A 16049-nucleotide genomic window follows, 5' to 3' on the forward strand; every position below is an offset into this window, starting at 1 on the left:
CCACTGAACCCAGGTGGTCTACGGGTCGACAACCCCCGGCGGCGAAGCATCCACGACCGAGTGAAGTTCCTTGGCGTAGCGGGAGATCCGCACGTACACGCCCGGCTTGTTCCTGCGCGCGCAGCCCTCGCCCCACGACGTGACGCCGACGAGCTTGCCGTCCACCACGATCGGGCCGCCCGAGTCGCCCTGGCAGGTGTCGACCTTGCCGCCCTCGTACCCGGCGCAGAACATGTCCGCCTTCACGAACTGCGGGTAGGTGTCCACGCAGAACTCGTCCGGCAACACCGGCACGCTGGCCTGCATGAGGAAGCGGGACGTCTTGCCGTTCTCGGACGTCCGCCCCCAGCCGAGCGCCCGCAGCATCGTGCCGGGCTGGTAAAGCGCCTGATCGGACAGTTCAGCGAAGGGCAGCGGCTGGTACGGCAGCTCTTCCTTCAGGGTGAGGACGGCGATGTCCTCGCCCTCGTCCGCGGAGACGTACTGCTGGTGGACCCAGATCTTCGTGACGGTGGCCACCACCCCGGCCCTGCGGTCCTGCTTGTCCTCACGACCGGCGACGACTTGCAGTTGTTTGGGCGAACGGCCGAGCGCGCAGTGGGCGGCGGTGAGCACCTTCGACGGTGCGACGATCGTGCCGCCGCAGAACTGGGCACCACGCTCGTCGACCAGGTAGACGGCCCACGGGTTGGCCTGGATGGAGGCCCGCTCGCCGCCGACGATCTGTTCGTCGGCGGCTGCGGTGCCCGTGGCGGCGATCATTGCGGAGAGAACCAACACCAGGAGTCGTCTCATGACTCCAGATGGTAGCTACTCCGCTGAGCCATTCGGAGCAACCTTGCTCCAGAGCTTTCCGGCCGCGCCCATGACCGACTCGCCGATGTCGTTGATCGTCTTGATCAGCGGGTCGGCGGAGTTGCTCATGGACTCCTTGTACGACCGGGCGGCGCCCTTGATGTCGTCGGTCAGGTTGGTCGTCGGCCGGTCGTCCTCGCGGCGCGCGTACGTGCCGGTCAGGATCTCGCGGTACTCCTCGCTCGCCGACCAGCGCTGCAGCTCGGCGGCCCGCACCACGACCAGCGGGTGCGTGCGGTGCTCGGTGTGCAGGAGCTTGAGGAGGCTGTCGCGGATGTCCTCGACCTCCTCGTACTCCTTCGCCTGGGCGAGGAACGACGCGATGTCGACCTGACCGCCCAGGTCACCGGCCAGCGCCAGGTGCGTGCGCAGCGCGGCCTGCGGGTCCTGGCAGGCGAGCAGGCCGGCCCGGTCGCAGGAGAGCTCGGTCTTGCGCTGCCACTCGCGCAACGCCGCGATGACCGCGCGCATCGCGATGGCGCCCGCGGGCACCCACGCGAAGGACGTGGTCAGGTCGATCAGCCGGCGCAGCAGCGTGTTGTACAGCGCGTGACCCGACATCGCGTGGCCCATCTCGTGACCGATCAGGAAGCGCAGCGACTCGTTGTCGAGCAGGTCGACCGAGCCGGTGCTGATCACGATGAACGGCTTGTCGATGCCGTAGGTGTAGCCGTACGCCTGGGCGTTGCGCTCGACGAAGAGCTCGGGCACCTCGGCGAGGTCGAACGTCGCCGCCACCTCGTTGCGGATGCGGTCGAGCTGCGGGTACTGCTTGGGGCCGACCCGGACGGAGGACGCCACCTGAAGCAGGCGCTCACCCCGCTCGGTGAAGGCTCCGGCGACCGCCTTGAGGATCGGTGCCACGGCGGGCACCGCCCTCAGCACCGCAAGGGCGCCTCGGTCGGCAGGATGTTCGTAGGCGCGCGGGCTGATGCCCGGGAACCGCACCCTCGATGATTGCTCGATGTCCCCCGTCACTCCCCCAGGTTAGACACGATCCGGACAAGCCTGCACGGAATCGGCGCAGGTCCGTTGCAAACTTGCCCGGTGAGCAGCGACGAAGACACCACAGTTCTGCCGTTGCGCGGCGGCGCCTCGGCGACCCTGGTCCGCCGGCGGGCCGCGGCCAACGACCGCGGCGCGATCCTCTACGTGCACGGTTTCGCGGACTACTTCTTCCAGGAGCACGTGGCCGAGCACTACACCGCCCAGGGTTACGACTTCTACGCCGTCGACCTGCGCGGATACGGCCGGTCGCTGCGGGACGGCGAGGTGCCGAACTACACGACCGACATGGCCGTGTACTTCGAGGAGATCGACGCGGCGATCGCCGTCATTCGTGAAGAGCACTCGCGTGTGGTCCTCATGGGCCACTCGACCGGTGGCCTCACCACGTCGTTGTGGGCGCACGAACGACGCTCCAGCGAGCTCATCGACGCGTTGGTGCTCAACAGCCCGTGGCTGGACGTCGTCGAGCCACCGCTCATGCGGCAGGTCGTGAAGCTGATCGGCGGCATCGCGCCGAAGATGAAGATCCGCGCGAACCTCGGTGAAGCGTACGGGGCCGCGATCCACAACTCGCGCAACGGCGAGTGGGACTTCGACCTGAAGTGGAAGCCGCTGGCGGGCTTCCCCGTGCTGGCCGGGTGGATCCGCGCGGTGCTGCTGGCGCAGGAGAAGGTCCACAAGGGACTCGACGTGCGCGTTCCCGTGCTGGTGCTGCACTCCGACAAGAGCATGTTGAACGCTCGCGAGTGGAGCGAGGACGTCTCGAAGGCGGACGCCGTGCTCGACGTCGGGGGAATGCGCAAGTGGGGTCCGAAGATCGGATCATCGGTCAAGGTCGTGGAGATCAAGGCCGGCATGCACGACCTCTTCCTGTCGCCTGAGCCAGTGCGTGCGGCGGCTCTCGCCGAGGTCGACGAGTTCCTGAAAACAGCTTGACCTCGTTGTAGGTCGAGGTTCGAGACTGGTCGTCATGAACATCGACTTCAACGCCTGGTACGCGCTCGAAAGCGCGATGCAGGACGAGAAAAGCCGTCGCGTGAGCCGGGCGACGTTGAAGCGTGTCGTCCGGTTCGCCCACCCGCAACGCCGTGCCGTGTACGCGTTGCTCGCCACCAGCGCGGTCGCGGCCGTGCTCGCGGTGGCCTCCCCGGTGCTGGCCGGACGGGTCGTCGACACCATCATCGGCGGCCGCGACTTCGGTCTGGTCGTGTGGCTCGCGCTGGCGATCGCCGGCGTGGCGGTGCTGGAGGCCGGGTTCTCGCTGGCCGAGCGGTGGCAGTCGTCGCGGGTGGGCGAGGACCTGATCCTGCGGCTGCGCCAAGCCGTCTTCGACCACGTGCAACGGATGCCGATCGCGTTCTTCACCCGCACGCGCACCGGTGCGCTGGTCTCCCGGCTGAACAACGACGTGATCGCGGCGCAACGGGCGTTCTCCGAGACGATCTCCGGTGTCGTCACGAACGTCATCGCGCTCGTCTTGACCCTGATCGTGATGCTGACGCTGTCGTGGCAGGTCACGGTGCTCGCGATGCTGCTGCTGCCGATCTTCCTGATCCCCGCGCGGCGGATGGGCAAGCGGTTGGCGTCCCTGCACCGCGAGGCCGCGAACCTCGACTCGATGATGACGACCCAGATGACCGAGCGGTTCTCCGCGCCGGGCGCGACGTTGATCAAGCTGTTCGGCCGGCCCTCCATCGAGAGCGCCGAGTTCGGGACGCGGGCGCGGCGGGTGCGCGACATCGGCGTGCGGACCGCGGTGGCGCAGTGGCTGTTCCTCGTGGCGTTGACCCTGGTGTCGTCGCTGGCGCTGGCACTGGTCTACGGCCTCGGCGGGTACTTCGTGTTCGCCGGAGAAATGGCGCCGGGCACGATCGTGACGCTCGCACTGCTGCTGACGAGGCTGTACGCGCCGTTGACGGCGTTGGCCGGCGCACGGGTGGACGTGATGACGGCGCTGGTGTCGTTCGAGCGCGTCTTCGAGGTGCTGGACCTGCCGCCACTGATCAAGGAGAAGCCCTCACCCGTCTCCGTGCCCGAGGGGCCGGTGTCCGTCGAGTTCTCGGACGTGAAGTTCGCCTACCCGTCCGCGGAAAAGGTGTCGCTGGCCTCGCTGGAGGAGGTGGCGTCGCTCGACACCCGCGGCGGTGAGGAGATCCTGGGCGGGGTGTCGTTCGTCGCCGAGCCCGGTTCGCTGATCGCGCTGGTCGGTGCGTCGGGTGCGGGCAAGTCGACGATCGCCTCGCTGGTTCCCCGCCTGTACGACGCGGACTCCGGCACCGTCCGGCTGTCCGGTGTGGACGTTCGCGACCTGTCGTTCGACTCGATCCGCGAGACCGTGGGCATGGTGACGCAGGACGGGCACCTGTTCCACGAGTCGATCGGCGCGAACCTGCGGCTCGCCGCCCCCACGGCCACGGACGAGGAGATCTGGGACGCGCTGACCCGCGCCCGGCTCGCGGACCTCGTGTCGTCGCTGCCAGATCAGTTGGACACCGTCGTCGGCGAACGCGGATACCGTCTCTCGGGTGGTGAACGGCAACGGCTGACCATCGCGCGGTTGCTGCTGGCCAAGCCCCGCGTGGTGATCCTGGACGAGGCGACCGCCCACCTGGACTCGCGATCGGAGGCCGCCGTGCAGGAGGCGCTGGTCGAGGCGCTCGCCGGCCGGACGTCACTGGTGATCGCGCACCGGCTCTCGACCATCCGGGCGGCGAACCAGATCCTGGTCGTGGACAAGGGGCAGATCGTCGAACGTGGTACGCATGAAGCGTTGCTGGCCCTGGAAGGCCACTACGCCAAGCTGTACCGCACTCAGTTCAGCGAAGAACCGATCGGAGCACCGTGACCATCCCCTCGCCCGACAACCTCTACCCGTTGCCGGACTACGCGCGCACAGTGCTGCTCAAGCCGTTGGTGAAGAACCCCCAGATCGAGATCGGCGAGTACACCTACTACGACGATCCGCACCACGCCACGGAGTTCGAGCAGCGCAACGTGCTCTACAACTACGGCGCGGAGAAGCTGGTCATCGGACGCTACTGCGCGCTGGCGGAAGGCGTGCGGTTCATCATGTCCGGCGCCAACCACAGCATGGCGGGCGTGTCGACGTTCCCGTTCACGATCTTCGGCGGCGTCTGGGGCGAGAAGACGCTCGACATCGCGCTGGGAGCACCGAGCCGTGGTGACACGGTGGTGGGCAACGACGTCTGGATCGGCTACAACGCGGTGATCATGCCGGGCGTGCGGATCGGCAACGGCGCGATCATCGCCGCCGGTTCCCTGGTGGTGTCGGACGTTCCCGCGTACGGCATCGTCGGCGGCAACCCCGCGAAGCTGCTGAAGACGCGCTACAGCGAGTCGGACGTCGCACTGCTGGAACGCATCGCGTGGTGGGACTGGCCGGTGGAGAAGGTGACGGAACACGTCCGCGTGATCATGGCCGGTACGCCGGCCGAGCTCGCCGCGGTCGCTGGGTGAAGGCACTGCTGATCACCGGCCCGGTCGGGGTCGGCAAGACGACGGTGGCGGAGGCCGTCGGCTCGCGACTCGTCGAGGCGAAGGTCCCGCATGCCGTCATCGACCTCGACTGGTTGTCGGCGTGCTGGCCCGCGCCGGCCGACGACCCGTTCCACCTCGAGCTGCAGCTGCGGAACCTGCAAGCCGTGGTGCGCAACTACGTCGATGCCGGCGTGCACCGCGTCGTGCTCGCGGGAGTGGTGGAGAGCCGGGCCGACCGCGAGCGGTACGCCGAGGTCATCGGCGCGAAGCTCACCGTGTGCCGGCTGAAGGCGGACCTGTCCGTCGTTCACGAACGGCTCTCGCGGCGGCACCAGGACGAGGCTGTCCTGCGGTGGCACCTGAACCGGGCCGAGGAGCTGGAGATGCTCTTCAGCGCCACCTGGATCGACGACTTCGTGATCGCCGCTGACCAGCCGGTGGCCGAGGTGGCGCAGGACGTGATCTCGTGGTGGCTGGCCGCGGAACGGTCGTAGATCGGTTCGATGGCGTCCGAGTGAACTTTTCCGCCAGATCACGCTGATCGCGCGATCATCGGCACATGGAGTACGACCGCTACTGCGACCTGACCATGCGGGGCGGCACGACCAGCGGAGTCGTGTACCCCCTCGCGGTCGCCTCGCTGGCCCGCCACTACGAGTTCAAGCAGATCGGTGGCGCGTCCGCCGGAGCGATCGCCGCGGGGTTCACGGCCGCCGCCGAACGCGGGCGCGCCTCGGGTGGCTTCGAGAAGCTGGCCGGGCTGATCGACTGGTTCACGTCCGGGTCGGGCGCTGAGCGGTGGCGGATGGCGCAGTTGTTCCAGCCCGGCGAGAAGACCCGTGCGCTGTACCGGATCGTCGTCGCGTCCATGCAGAAGCGGGAGACGACGGGGCGCAGCGCGATCTCGTGCCTGTTCTTCGCGTTGCTCGGTGCGGTGGGGATGCGGGCGAAGTCCGTGCTGGCGCTGATGGCGTTGCTGTGGCTGGGCGGGCCCGTGCTGTTCTCTGCGTGGCTCGCGCCGTCGGTGTATCCGGGTTGGCTCGCGACGGTGGTCGTCGTGGTGGCGTTGGCATGCCTGGTGATCGTGCTGTGGCCGTTGCGATCGAGTCTGCCTTGGCCCGCCTGGGTGTTCGCGGCGGTGCCACTCGTTCTGGGGCTGGCGTTCTCCCGCCACCACGCGACGGCGGCGATCGTGCTGCTGGTGTGGCTGGTGCTGTCGCTGGCGGCCGTCAGCGCGCTGTTCGTCACGTACGGGTACGCGATGCAGCGGTTCCTGGCCGGCAACGCGCGGTCCATCCACTTCGGACTCGTGCCCGGCACCGGTGACTTCAGGCCGTCGTGGCTCGACCGGCTGGCCGGGGTGCCGAAGTCGACGGGCGTGCCGCCGCTGGCCGACTGGATCGCCGACCGGCTCGACGACATCGCGGGCACGTCCGAAGCGCTGACGTTCGGCGACCTCGGCGACATCAACCTCGTGCTCATGACGACCGACCTGTCCGAGGGACGGCCGTACCGGTTGCCGTTCAAGGAAAAGTGGCAGTACTGCGAGGAGTGTCTCGGCTACGTGCTGCCGCGCCGGGTGGTCGAGCAGCTGAACGGGCGCGAGACGGCCGCCAAGTGCCCGCTGCACGAGCGCATGCCGTTGCGGGACCTGCCTTCCAGGGACCAGCTGCCGGTCGTGCTCGCCGTGCGGATGTCGCTGTCGTTCCCCGGCCTGATCGCCGCCGTGCCGCTGTGCCGGGACGGGCGCGTGCACTGGTTCTCCGACGGTGGCATCACCAGCAACTTCCCGATCCACTTCTTCGACGCGCTGCTGCCGCGCTGGCCCACGTTCGGCCTGAGCCTGCAGCCCTACCCGAACGGCGACACGACCGAGGTGTGGCTGCCGGAACAGGACGCGTCGGCCTCGGGCACGCCCTACTCGTCGATCGGTTCCGCGCCGCGGTTCCTGGTCTCCATCCTGAACACGTTCCTGGACTGGCGCGACACCATGCAGTCGGCGCTCCCCGGCTACCGGGGCCGCATCGCGCACGTGCGCCAGTCGGCCGACGAGGGCGGCTCGAACCTGTTCATGCCGCCGGCCACGATCCGCAAGCTCGCGCTGCGCGGCCAGCGGGCCGGCGATCTGCTGCGCGAACGCTTCCAGCAGCAGCAGAACACCGACCGCTACCGCTGGATCCGGCTGCGCATCGCGCTGCGCGAGTACCAGGACCTCGGCGCGCAGGCCGCCGACCGCGACGCGCTGTACGAGGAGCTGCTGGAGCGGTTCGAGATCCCCGAGGAACTGCACGACTGGTTCCGCACTCCCCCGGCCGGCGGTGATCCGTTCCGGGCCGGGATCGAGGTGGCGCTGGACCACGTCGGGCGACTCGAGGACGACGGGCCGTTCGACGGGGTGCCGCCGGTCGATCCCGATTTGCGGCTGACGCCACCCGAGTAGCCGCGCTAGCCTGGTCCCGTGACGCGATTCAGCCACCCCCGACCCGCGTGGGTGGCGCGCGCCTGAAATTCCCGTTGGTCGGGGGACTCCGCACCCACTCGGCCAGAAGAAACGGGAAACCCATGTACCGCACCGAAGAACTCGTGCACGCCCTGAACGTCCGCGATCTCACCGATCCCGCGCAGGGCCCGCACGCGATGCAGCTCCTGATCGCCGGCCTCGAAGCCGTGCTGGACCACCCGCGGGAGGTCCGCCACCACCCGCTCGTCCCGGTCGAGCACAACTACGAGCACCTCGGCTACCCGCGCGACGCGATCACCCGCGACGCCCGGTACACCAGGTACGTCAGCGAGACCTGCATGCTGCGCAGCCACACCACGGCGATGATCCCGCCCGCGCTCCGGACCGCGTCCCCGGACGTGACGTTGCTCTGCCCCGGCCTCGTCTACCGCCGCGACACGGTCGACCGCCTGCACACCGGCACACCGCACCAGCTCGACGTCTGGCGGATCAGCACCGCCCCCGAACCGCTCGACGACCTGATCCACACGGTCGTCACCACCCTGTTGCCCGGCAAGCGTTATCGCACGATCGACGCCGAACACCCGTACACCACGCACGGCAAGCAGATCGACGTCGAGCACGACGGCCAGTGGGTCGAAGTCGGCGAGTGCGGACGGGCCGCGCGACACGTGCTGAAACACCACCCGCACGGCCTCGCGATGGGCCTCGGGCTGGACCGGATCCTGATGCTGCGCAAGGGGATCCCGGACATCCGGCTGCTGCGCAACCCCGACCCGCGCATCAGCGCGCAGATGCTGGACCTCACCGAGTACCGGCCGATCTCCCGGCACCCGGCCGCGATCAGGGACGTCTCGATCATGGCGAGCAACGACGACGACGCCGAGACGCTGGGCGACCGGATCCGCGCGCTGGTACCCGAGGACGTCGTCGAGGAGATCGAGATCCTCAGCGAGACGCCGTCGGAACAACTGCCGGTACACGTTCAGGAGAGGCTGGAAGCCGAGCCGGGCCAGAAGAACGTGCTCATCCGCGTGACGATGAGGGCGCCGGAACGCACCCTCACCGACCGCGAGACCAACGAGATCAGGGACAGGCTGCTTCAGGGCTTGCGGGCGACGGCGCCGTAGATGCTCACGTTTGCGCCGTCGAAGGAGTCCGGGCGCCAGTCGGTGACCGGGACCACGCCCGGCTCCACCATCTCCATGCCCTCGAAGAACCGCGTCACCTCGGCGTGCGTGCGCATGGTGACCTTGTTGTCCGAGTTGCTGTAGATCTTGGCGGCCTCCTGGGCCTCAGCGAGCTCCTCGTCGGACAGCGTGTCCCAGGTGGCGTGGGTGATGGCGAGGTACGAGCCGGACGGCAGGTCGGCCATGTACTGGGCGATGGCCTCGTACGGGCTGTCGGTGTCCGGGACGAAGTGCAGCGCGGCGATGACCAGCACGCCGACCGGGCGGGAGAAGTCGAGCGTCTCGCGTGCGCTGGCGAGGACCGTGGAGGTCGCGCGCAGGTCGGCGAGGATCGCGTTGGCGTTGGGGTTGCCGGCCAGCAGGGCGTTGCTGTGCGAGACGGCGACGGGCTCGAAGTCGACGTAGACGACGCGCGCGTCCGGGTTGTCGTGCTGGGCGATCTCGTGGACGTTGCCGACGGTCGGGATGCCGGATCCCAGGTCGAGGAACTGGTCGACCCCCTCCGTCATCAGGTGGCGGACGACCCGGCGCAGGAACGAGCGGTTCGCCTGTGCGCTCTGGGTGACGCCGGGGAAGATCTGCTCCACCTGCTTGGCTGCGGCGCGGTCGGCTTCGAAGTTGTGCGAGCCGCCGAGGTAGTAGTCGTACATCCGAGCCACGCTCGGACGCGTGACGTCGACCGTGGACGGGACCCACTTCAGCTCTTCCATCACGTGCGCATCCTCCGTCGTCGCCGCACGGGTGTCCACCGCCACACCACCGAACCGAGATGGTTTCGGTCACGTGTGAGAACCATGCACTCCAGCACTGCTGAACGCCACGCGAGGTTTCGCCACCTCAGGGAACGCTCACCGGTGCACTTCGACGCCGGTGCCGGTGGGTGGTGCATCACCCGTTACGACGACGTGCTCACAGTGCTCGGCATCGATTCCGGTGCTCCGGAACCGCTACCCAAACGGGTGATCGCGCACGCCGTGAAGCTCGCCCGGCCGGTGATCACCCTGAGCGCCCTCGAAATGCTCGACGCCGACGACTGCCGGTTCGCGCGATCGGTTGCGGCGACGGCGGCCGAGGCGTTCACCCTCGCGCACGGGGTGGAGGCGTTCGCCGCCGCCACCCTGGCCACCACCCAGGCGTTCCTCGTCAACGCGTTACGCGCCCTGCATGACCACCCCGATCAGGCCGAGCTGCTCAGGACCACCCCGGAACTCGCCAGGGACGCCGCCGAGGAGCTGCTGCGGTTCGACACCCCGATCCCCGTCGCTCCCGCCCGCCGGACACCCGGCCCGGTCGTGCTGAGCGGGCGTACGGTCGAAGCAGGCGAGGTGCTCGTGCCGGTCGTCGCGGCGGCCAACCGGTGCTCGGTGCGATTCCCAGGTGGCGATCGCCTCGACCTGCGCCGCAGGCCCGTCGGCGTGCTGGCCGCGTGCCCCACGAGCACCGCGCTGGCCCGCGTGACCGGCGAGATCGCGCTGGTCAGACGCCTTCGGGCAGGTGCTCGCTGACAGCGAACACGGCGGGGGAACACCGGCCCACTCCATTTGGTTGAGCGGTACAGACTCAACTTTGGAGGGTGACGAGATGGGCGAGACCCTGGCCCTGCCGGTTCTGCCGCTGGACGACGTCGTGGTGCTGCCCGGCATGGTGGTGCCGATCCGCATCTCCGGTGCGGACGCGAGCGCCGAGGCCCGTGCGGCTGTAGACGCGGCCACGACGGCGGCGAATCATCAAGTGCTCCTCGTCCCCAGGCTGGACGGGAAGTACGCGGCGGTGGGCACGCTGGCCGAGATCGAACAGGTGGGCCGCCTGCCCGGTGGCGAACGCGCCGCCGTCGTGCGCGGCACCAAGCGCGTGCGCATCGGCACGGGCACCACGGGGCCGGGCGCGGCGCTGTGGGTCAACGCCACGATCGCGGACGACTCCCCGATCACCGACCGCACCCGCGAGCTCGCGAAGCAGTACCGCGCTCTCGTGACGAACATCCTGCAGACGCGTGGCGCGTGGCAGATGGTCGACTCGGTGCAGCAGATCAGCGACCCGTCCGCGCTGGCCGACCTCGCGGGCTACGCCTCCTACCTCGACGACCAGCAGAAGATCTGGCTGCTGGAGACGAGTGACGTCACCACCCGGCTGGAGAAGCTGGTGGAGTGGGGTCAGGCGCACCTGACCGAGCTCGACGTCAACGAGACGATCGCGAAGGACGTCAAGGAAGGCGTCGAGAAGCAGCAGCGGGAGTTCCTGCTGCGCCAGCAGATGGCCGCGATCCGCAAGGAACTGGCCGAGCTCGACGGCAAGCCGGCGACCGAGCAGGAGGACTACCGCGCCCGTGTCGAGGCGGCGGACCTGCCGGAGAAGGTCGCGAAGGCCGCGCTGGCCGAGGTCGACAAGCTGGAGCGCACCTCCGAGCAGTCGCCCGAGGTGGGCTGGATCCGGACGTGGCTCGACACCGTTCTCGAGATGCCGTGGAACTCCCGGACCGAGGACTCCTACGACATCAAGGCGGCGCGCGAGATCCTCGACGCCGACCACGCGGGCCTCGACGACGTGAAGCAGCGCATCACCGAGTACCTGGCCGTGCGCAAGCGCCGTGCCGACCGCGGCATGGGCGTCGTGGGCGGCCGTCGTTCCGGCGCCGTGCTCGCGCTGACGGGCCCTCCCGGCGTGGGCAAGACGTCGCTCGGTGAGTCCGTGGCACGGGCGATGGGCCGCAAGTTCGTGCGTGTCGCCCTGGGCGGCGTGCGCGACGAGGCCGAGATCCGCGGCCACCGCCGCACGTACGTCGGGGCGTTGCCGGGCCGGATCGTGCGCGCGATCAGCGAGGCCGGTTCGATGAACCCGGTCGTGCTGCTCGACGAGATCGACAAGGTGGGCTCCGACTACCGCGGCGACCCGACGGCGGCGTTGCTCGAGGTGCTGGACCCGGCGCAGAACCACACGTTCCGCGACCACTACCTGGAGGTCGAGCTCGACCTCTCGGACGTGGTGTTCCTCGCGACCGCGAACGTGCTGGAGTCGATCCCGGCGCCGCTGCTCGACCGCATGGAACTCGTGCAGCTCGACGGCTACACCGAGGACGAGAAGGTCACGATCGCCAGCGGTCACCTGCTGCCGCGCCAGATCGAACGCGCCGGCCTCGCGCCTGAGGACGTGACGTTCTCCAAGCCCGCGCTGCACCAGCTCGCGAGCGAGTACACGCGGGAAGCCGGTGTGCGGCAACTGGAACGGGCCCTCTCGCGCATCCTGCGCAAGGTGACCGCGAAGGTCGCCCTGGGCGAGGAGGAACTGCCGATCACCGTCGACCAGCCGTCGCTGAAGTCGTACCTGGGCAGCCCGAAGAACACGCCCGAGTCGGCGGAACGCACGTCCGTCCCCGGCGTGGCAACGGGTCTGGCCGTGACCGGTGTCGGTGGCGACGTGCTGTTCATCGAGGCCTCGCTGGCCCCGAAGGACACCGGCGCGTCCGGCGTGACGCTGACCGGCCAGCTGGGCGACGTGATGAAGGAGTCCGCGCAGATCGCGTTGTCGTACCTGCGTTCGCACGACGACAGGGCCGCGGCGCTGGCCGACCGGGGAGTGCACATCCACGTCCCGGCGGGCGCGGTGCCGAAGGACGGTCCGTCCGCGGGCGTCACGATGACGACGGCACTGGCCTCGCTGCTCTCGGGCCGCCCGGTGCGTTCCGACGTGGCGATGACGGGCGAGATCTCGTTGACCGGCCGGGTGTTGCCGATCGGTGGCGTGAAGCAGAAGTTGCTGGCCGCTCACCGTGCGGGCATCACGACCGTGCTGCTGCCGCAGCGCAACGAGCCGGACCTGGACGACGTGCCGGAGTCGGTGCGTGAGCAGCTGACGGTGCACTTCGTCTCCGACGTGGCCCAGGTGCTGGAGCACGCACTCTCGAAGGAGACCGTCGCAACCGTTGCGGCGTAACGGAACAGACCCCTCGTGGGGCAGCAGCGGCGACTGCTGCCCCACGAGGCTTTGCTCTACCTTTCCTGCCTACAGGCCGACGTCGATGACGAGCCGGTTCGGGCTCGTCAGCGTGAAGACCCGGTGCCACGAGTAGGGATTGCTGTAGCCGACAGCGATCCCGAGCGTGGCCTCGAAGTCGCACGTGAGCGCGACTCCGCGAATGTGACTCAGGCCGGGCGTCGCGAAGTTCTGCGACCCGGTGTACGTCAGGTTCCCGTTGTCGTCGTGCGCGGCCGCACCGATCAACATGACCGACAGGATCTCGTTGATCCCGGTTCCCGCAACGGTGATCGGGTTCCCGGACGCGCAGTGCGACACGCTGGTGACCTCGCTGACCCGGTGCTCCGTCGGCAGCCCGGACAGGTCCAGCACCACGCGGCTGAACCCGGCGTGCTGCCCGGTACGGATGTTCGACAGCGTGGGCGTGCTCTGCGCCGACGCGTTCGGGACGAACGTGAAGACCGCCAGTACCGCCACCATCAGTGCGACAAGACGTCTGTGCATCTTCGGCCCCCTCTCAGGGCTCATTAGATGTCTATCAGGACGTGTGACTCAGGCCACAGTTGCGTCAGAACGAGTAGACGTCGACGACGAGCCGGTCCGGGTTGGCCAGCGTGAACACCTTGTGCCACGACTCGGGGTCGTCGTAGCTGACCGCGATGCCGAGCGTCCCCTCGAAGTCGCACGTGATGGCGACGCCCTTCACGTTGGTCAGCCCCTGCGGCACGAAGTTGCGCGGCCCGAAGTACGTCGGATCGAAGTTCTCGTCGTACGTAGCGGCGCCGTAGATCGTCGAGTGGAGGACCTCCACGCCCTGCATCGGCACTGGATCACCCGTGTTGCAGTTGGAGATCTCGGCGGGCGTGGTCTCCTTGGAGATGTAGTTGCCCGGCAGGCCGTTCATGTCCAGCACGACCCGCTCGAACCCGTCGTGCTTGCCGGTCCTGATGTTCGTCAGCTCGGCGTGCCCACTGGCCGACGCCATCGGGACGATCGTGAACACCGCGGCCACCGCAAGCAGCACCGCACCCAGTCGCTTCTTCACTTGTCTCCCCCTCTGGACGTCAGTGGTCGATGTCGACGACGACACGGGTCGGGTTGTCCAGGAACGAGATCGCGTAGGCCCGTCCCGCACCCGCGTACCCGAGCGAAAAGCCCAGGTGCGCCTCGAAGTTGCAGGTGTTCGTGACGCTCCGGACGTTCAGCAGCGCAGGCGTGTCGAACGAACGCGGCCCGGTGTAGCCGTTGGCGTTCGCGGGCTGCATGGTGACGTCCAGGAACTCGTCGCCCTTGGCCGAGATCGGCTTGCCGGACCCGCAGTGGTACGGCTCGGCCGACCGCCCCGCCGTCACCTCGGGCCGCGGCCCGGTGAAGTCGAACACCACCCGGTCGAACCCGGCGTGCCGCTCGGTCCGGATGTTCGTGAGCTCGCTCGCCCCGGCCGCCGACGCGGCCGGCACGACACTCATCGCCATCCCCACGGCGACGAGCGCAACAGCAATGCGCTTCATCTCTCCCCCTCTGCCGAAAGGCTCCCCACGTTCACACGCCGGACGAGCCCCCCGGGTTGCCCCCTACCCGAGGAAGTCCTCCAGCGGCACCGGCGTCAGCCCGTCCTGCTTCGCCCGGTTCAGAAAGGCCGTGAAGTCCTCGACGAACGTCGTGCGGAAGTGCATGAGCACGATGTCGCCACGAACGAGCTCGTCCCCCTGCTGGAACTGCACCCGCCCGTCGTTGACCGCCGCAGTCCAGTTCACCAACGCCTTGAACCCACAACTGGCCGCCGCATGACGAGTAGTCGCGTCGTAGTTCCCGAACGGCGGCCGGAACAACGTGGGCCGCTTCCCGTAGTCCCCGGCGAGGAAGTCCGCGTTGCCGCAGATCTCGTGCTTCTGGAACTCGAACCCCTTCCCCATCAGGTTCGGGTGGGTCGACGTGTGACTGTGCACCGTCACGGGCAACTGCTTGAAGTAGTCCTTGTGCCCCTCGGCGTACTTCGTGTTCAGGAACACCGACGGCCACACCCCGGCCTCGATCATCAGCTCACGAGCCTTCGGATGCTGCACAGCACCGTCGTCGATCGTGATGAACACGTACGGCTTGTCCGTCTCGATCCGCGTCACGACAGGCACCATCCCGTCGGCAACAGCAGGCGCCTTCGCCTGCACGGTCCCGTACGGATAGGGCGCCTCGAACATCCGCTCGGGCCGCTCCGGCGAACTGGTCGGCACAGGCGCCGAAGACGTCGTCAACACCGGACCACCGGACTGGGACCCAGGCGCGTCCCCACACGCCACAACCCCGACAACCAGCAAAAAGGCAGCGAAAAGCCGCAACACGGACATCAAAATCCCCCTCCACGCGAAAGACGTCGCGCAGGCCCTCATGGTTGCACGGGACTAGGGTCGAAGTGATCACAAAAGGAGGACCCCCATGAGCCTCGAGCGCCCAGTCGCTCCCGACCCCTACGAGCTGCTACCGCAGGTCGGCACCTTCACCGTCACCTCGAAGGACGTGCGCGACGGCGAGCAACTCCCCGACGCCCAGGTCTTCGAGGGCGGCAACACCTCCCCGCACCTGGCCTGGTCGGGCTTCCCCGAGGAGACCCGCAGCTTCGTGGTCACCTGCTTCGACCCGGACGCCCCCACCCCGTCGGGCTTCTGGCACTGGGTGGCCGTGAACATCCCGGCAACGACAACCCACCTGGACACCGGCGCAGGCGCCGAAGACGCCACACTCCCAGGCGACGCCTTCCACGTCCGCTCCGACTACAGCACCCGAGCCTTCGGCGGCGCGGCCCCACCCAAGGGCGACCACCCGCACCGCTACTACTTCGTGGTGCACGCGGTAGACGTAGAGAAGCTGGACGTGGACGAGAACGCCTCCCCAGCAGTGGTGAGCTTCAACCTGGCCTTCCACACCCTGGCAAGGGCGATCATCACCCCCACCTACCAGCACTAACCCACGCGAAGCCCCCTCCCAAGCGAAGCCGAAGGCGAGCCGTACTTCCACAAGGCAAGGGCGGTGGGGTCCCGTCACGAGTCGCACCACAGCTCTTGCTGCAT

General features: G+C 68.5%; 16 protein-coding genes. 9 read left to right on the forward strand and 7 right to left on the reverse strand.

The features are described from left to right. Positions 1 to 18 precede the first annotated feature (18 nt). A complete protein-coding gene (locus AB0M48_RS08975; RefSeq protein WP_363837557.1) occupies positions 19 to 795 on the reverse strand; it encodes a serine protease in 777 nt (258 codons plus the stop codon). A 15-nt stretch (positions 796 to 810) separates the two neighbouring features. After that, positions 811 to 1833, reverse strand: a complete 1023-nt coding sequence (locus AB0M48_RS08980) for a M48 family metallopeptidase (RefSeq protein WP_266042856.1) — start codon at positions 1831 to 1833, stop codon at positions 811 to 813. Between the two features lie 69 nt (positions 1834 to 1902). Between AB0M48_RS08980 and AB0M48_RS08985 the strand changes: the two genes are divergently transcribed. The 6 genes from AB0M48_RS08985 (at position 1903) to AB0M48_RS09010 (ending at position 8952) form a co-directional block, all read left to right on the forward strand. Next, on the forward strand, positions 1903 to 2799 hold the full coding sequence (locus AB0M48_RS08985; RefSeq protein ID WP_363837561.1) for an alpha/beta hydrolase: 897 nt from the start codon (positions 1903 to 1905) through the stop codon (positions 2797 to 2799). A 34-nt stretch (positions 2800 to 2833) separates the two neighbouring features. Next, positions 2834 to 4708, forward strand: coding sequence for an ABC transporter ATP-binding protein (locus tag AB0M48_RS08990; protein WP_363837564.1), 1875 nt, complete (start codon positions 2834 to 2836; stop codon positions 4706 to 4708). Then, positions 4705 to 5340 (forward strand): CatB-related O-acetyltransferase, encoded by a 636-nt coding sequence (locus tag AB0M48_RS08995; RefSeq protein WP_363837567.1) that lies wholly within the window; start codon positions 4705 to 4707, stop codon positions 5338 to 5340. The genes AB0M48_RS08990 and AB0M48_RS08995 overlap by 4 nt, the downstream gene beginning before the upstream one ends. Then, entirely contained in the window at positions 5337 to 5855 is a 519-nt protein-coding gene (locus AB0M48_RS09000) for an AAA family ATPase (protein WP_363837570.1), read from the forward strand. The genes AB0M48_RS08995 and AB0M48_RS09000 overlap by 4 nt, the downstream gene beginning before the upstream one ends. A gap of 65 nt (positions 5856 to 5920) precedes the next feature. Then, the gene (locus AB0M48_RS09005) at positions 5921 to 7801 is read left to right on the forward strand and encodes a patatin (protein ID WP_363837573.1); all 1881 of its coding nucleotides are present in this window, start codon (positions 5921 to 5923) and stop codon (positions 7799 to 7801) included. A gap of 122 nt (positions 7802 to 7923) precedes the next feature. Further along, a complete protein-coding gene (locus AB0M48_RS09010) occupies positions 7924 to 8952 on the forward strand; it encodes a hypothetical protein (RefSeq protein WP_363837576.1) in 1029 nt (342 codons plus the stop codon). On the opposite strand, the gene AB0M48_RS09015 is transcribed toward AB0M48_RS09010, so the two are convergent. Beyond that, positions 8925 to 9761 (reverse strand): SAM-dependent methyltransferase, encoded by an 837-nt coding sequence (locus tag AB0M48_RS09015; RefSeq protein ID WP_363837579.1) that lies wholly within the window; start codon positions 9759 to 9761, stop codon positions 8925 to 8927. The two genes, AB0M48_RS09010 and AB0M48_RS09015, sit on opposite strands and share 28 nt — an antisense overlap. A 105-nt stretch (positions 9762 to 9866) precedes the next feature. On the opposite strand from AB0M48_RS09015, the gene AB0M48_RS09020 reads away from it, so the two are divergent. After that, the gene (locus tag AB0M48_RS09020) at positions 9867 to 10517 is read left to right on the forward strand and encodes a hypothetical protein (protein ID WP_363837582.1); all 651 of its coding nucleotides are present in this window, start codon (positions 9867 to 9869) and stop codon (positions 10515 to 10517) included. 76 nt (positions 10518 to 10593) lie between these two features. Beyond that, a complete protein-coding gene (gene lon / locus AB0M48_RS09025) occupies positions 10594 to 12942 on the forward strand; it encodes an endopeptidase La (protein WP_363837585.1) in 2349 nt (782 codons plus the stop codon). 69 nt (positions 12943 to 13011) lie between these two features. Here the strand turns inward: lon and AB0M48_RS09030 are convergent, their stop codons facing one another. From AB0M48_RS09030 to AB0M48_RS09045, 4 genes are all read right to left on the reverse strand, one after another. Then, on the reverse strand, positions 13012 to 13488 hold the full coding sequence (locus AB0M48_RS09030) for a hypothetical protein (RefSeq protein ID WP_363837588.1): 477 nt from the start codon (positions 13486 to 13488) through the stop codon (positions 13012 to 13014). A gap of 64 nt (positions 13489 to 13552) precedes the next feature. Continuing rightward, positions 13553 to 14029 (reverse strand): hypothetical protein, encoded by a 477-nt coding sequence (locus AB0M48_RS09035; protein ID WP_363837591.1) that lies wholly within the window; start codon positions 14027 to 14029, stop codon positions 13553 to 13555. A gap of 19 nt (positions 14030 to 14048) precedes the next feature. Then, positions 14049 to 14495, reverse strand: a complete 447-nt coding sequence (locus AB0M48_RS09040; RefSeq protein WP_363837594.1) for a hypothetical protein — start codon at positions 14493 to 14495, stop codon at positions 14049 to 14051. 63 nt (positions 14496 to 14558) lie between these two features. Further along, complete coding sequence (locus AB0M48_RS09045; RefSeq protein WP_363837597.1) at positions 14559 to 15107, reverse strand: polysaccharide deacetylase family protein; 549 nt, start codon at positions 15105 to 15107, stop codon at positions 14559 to 14561. 310 nt (positions 15108 to 15417) lie between these two features. On the opposite strand from AB0M48_RS09045, the gene AB0M48_RS09050 reads away from it, so the two are divergent. Beyond that, entirely contained in the window at positions 15418 to 15945 is a 528-nt protein-coding gene (locus tag AB0M48_RS09050) for a YbhB/YbcL family Raf kinase inhibitor-like protein (RefSeq protein ID WP_363837600.1), read from the forward strand. The last annotated feature ends 104 nt before the right edge of the window (positions 15946 to 16049 follow it).

Source organism: Lentzea sp. NPDC051208 (assembly GCF_040682435.1).
Taxonomy (GTDB): Bacteria; Actinomycetota; Actinomycetes; order Mycobacteriales; family Pseudonocardiaceae; genus Lentzea; species Lentzea kristufekii.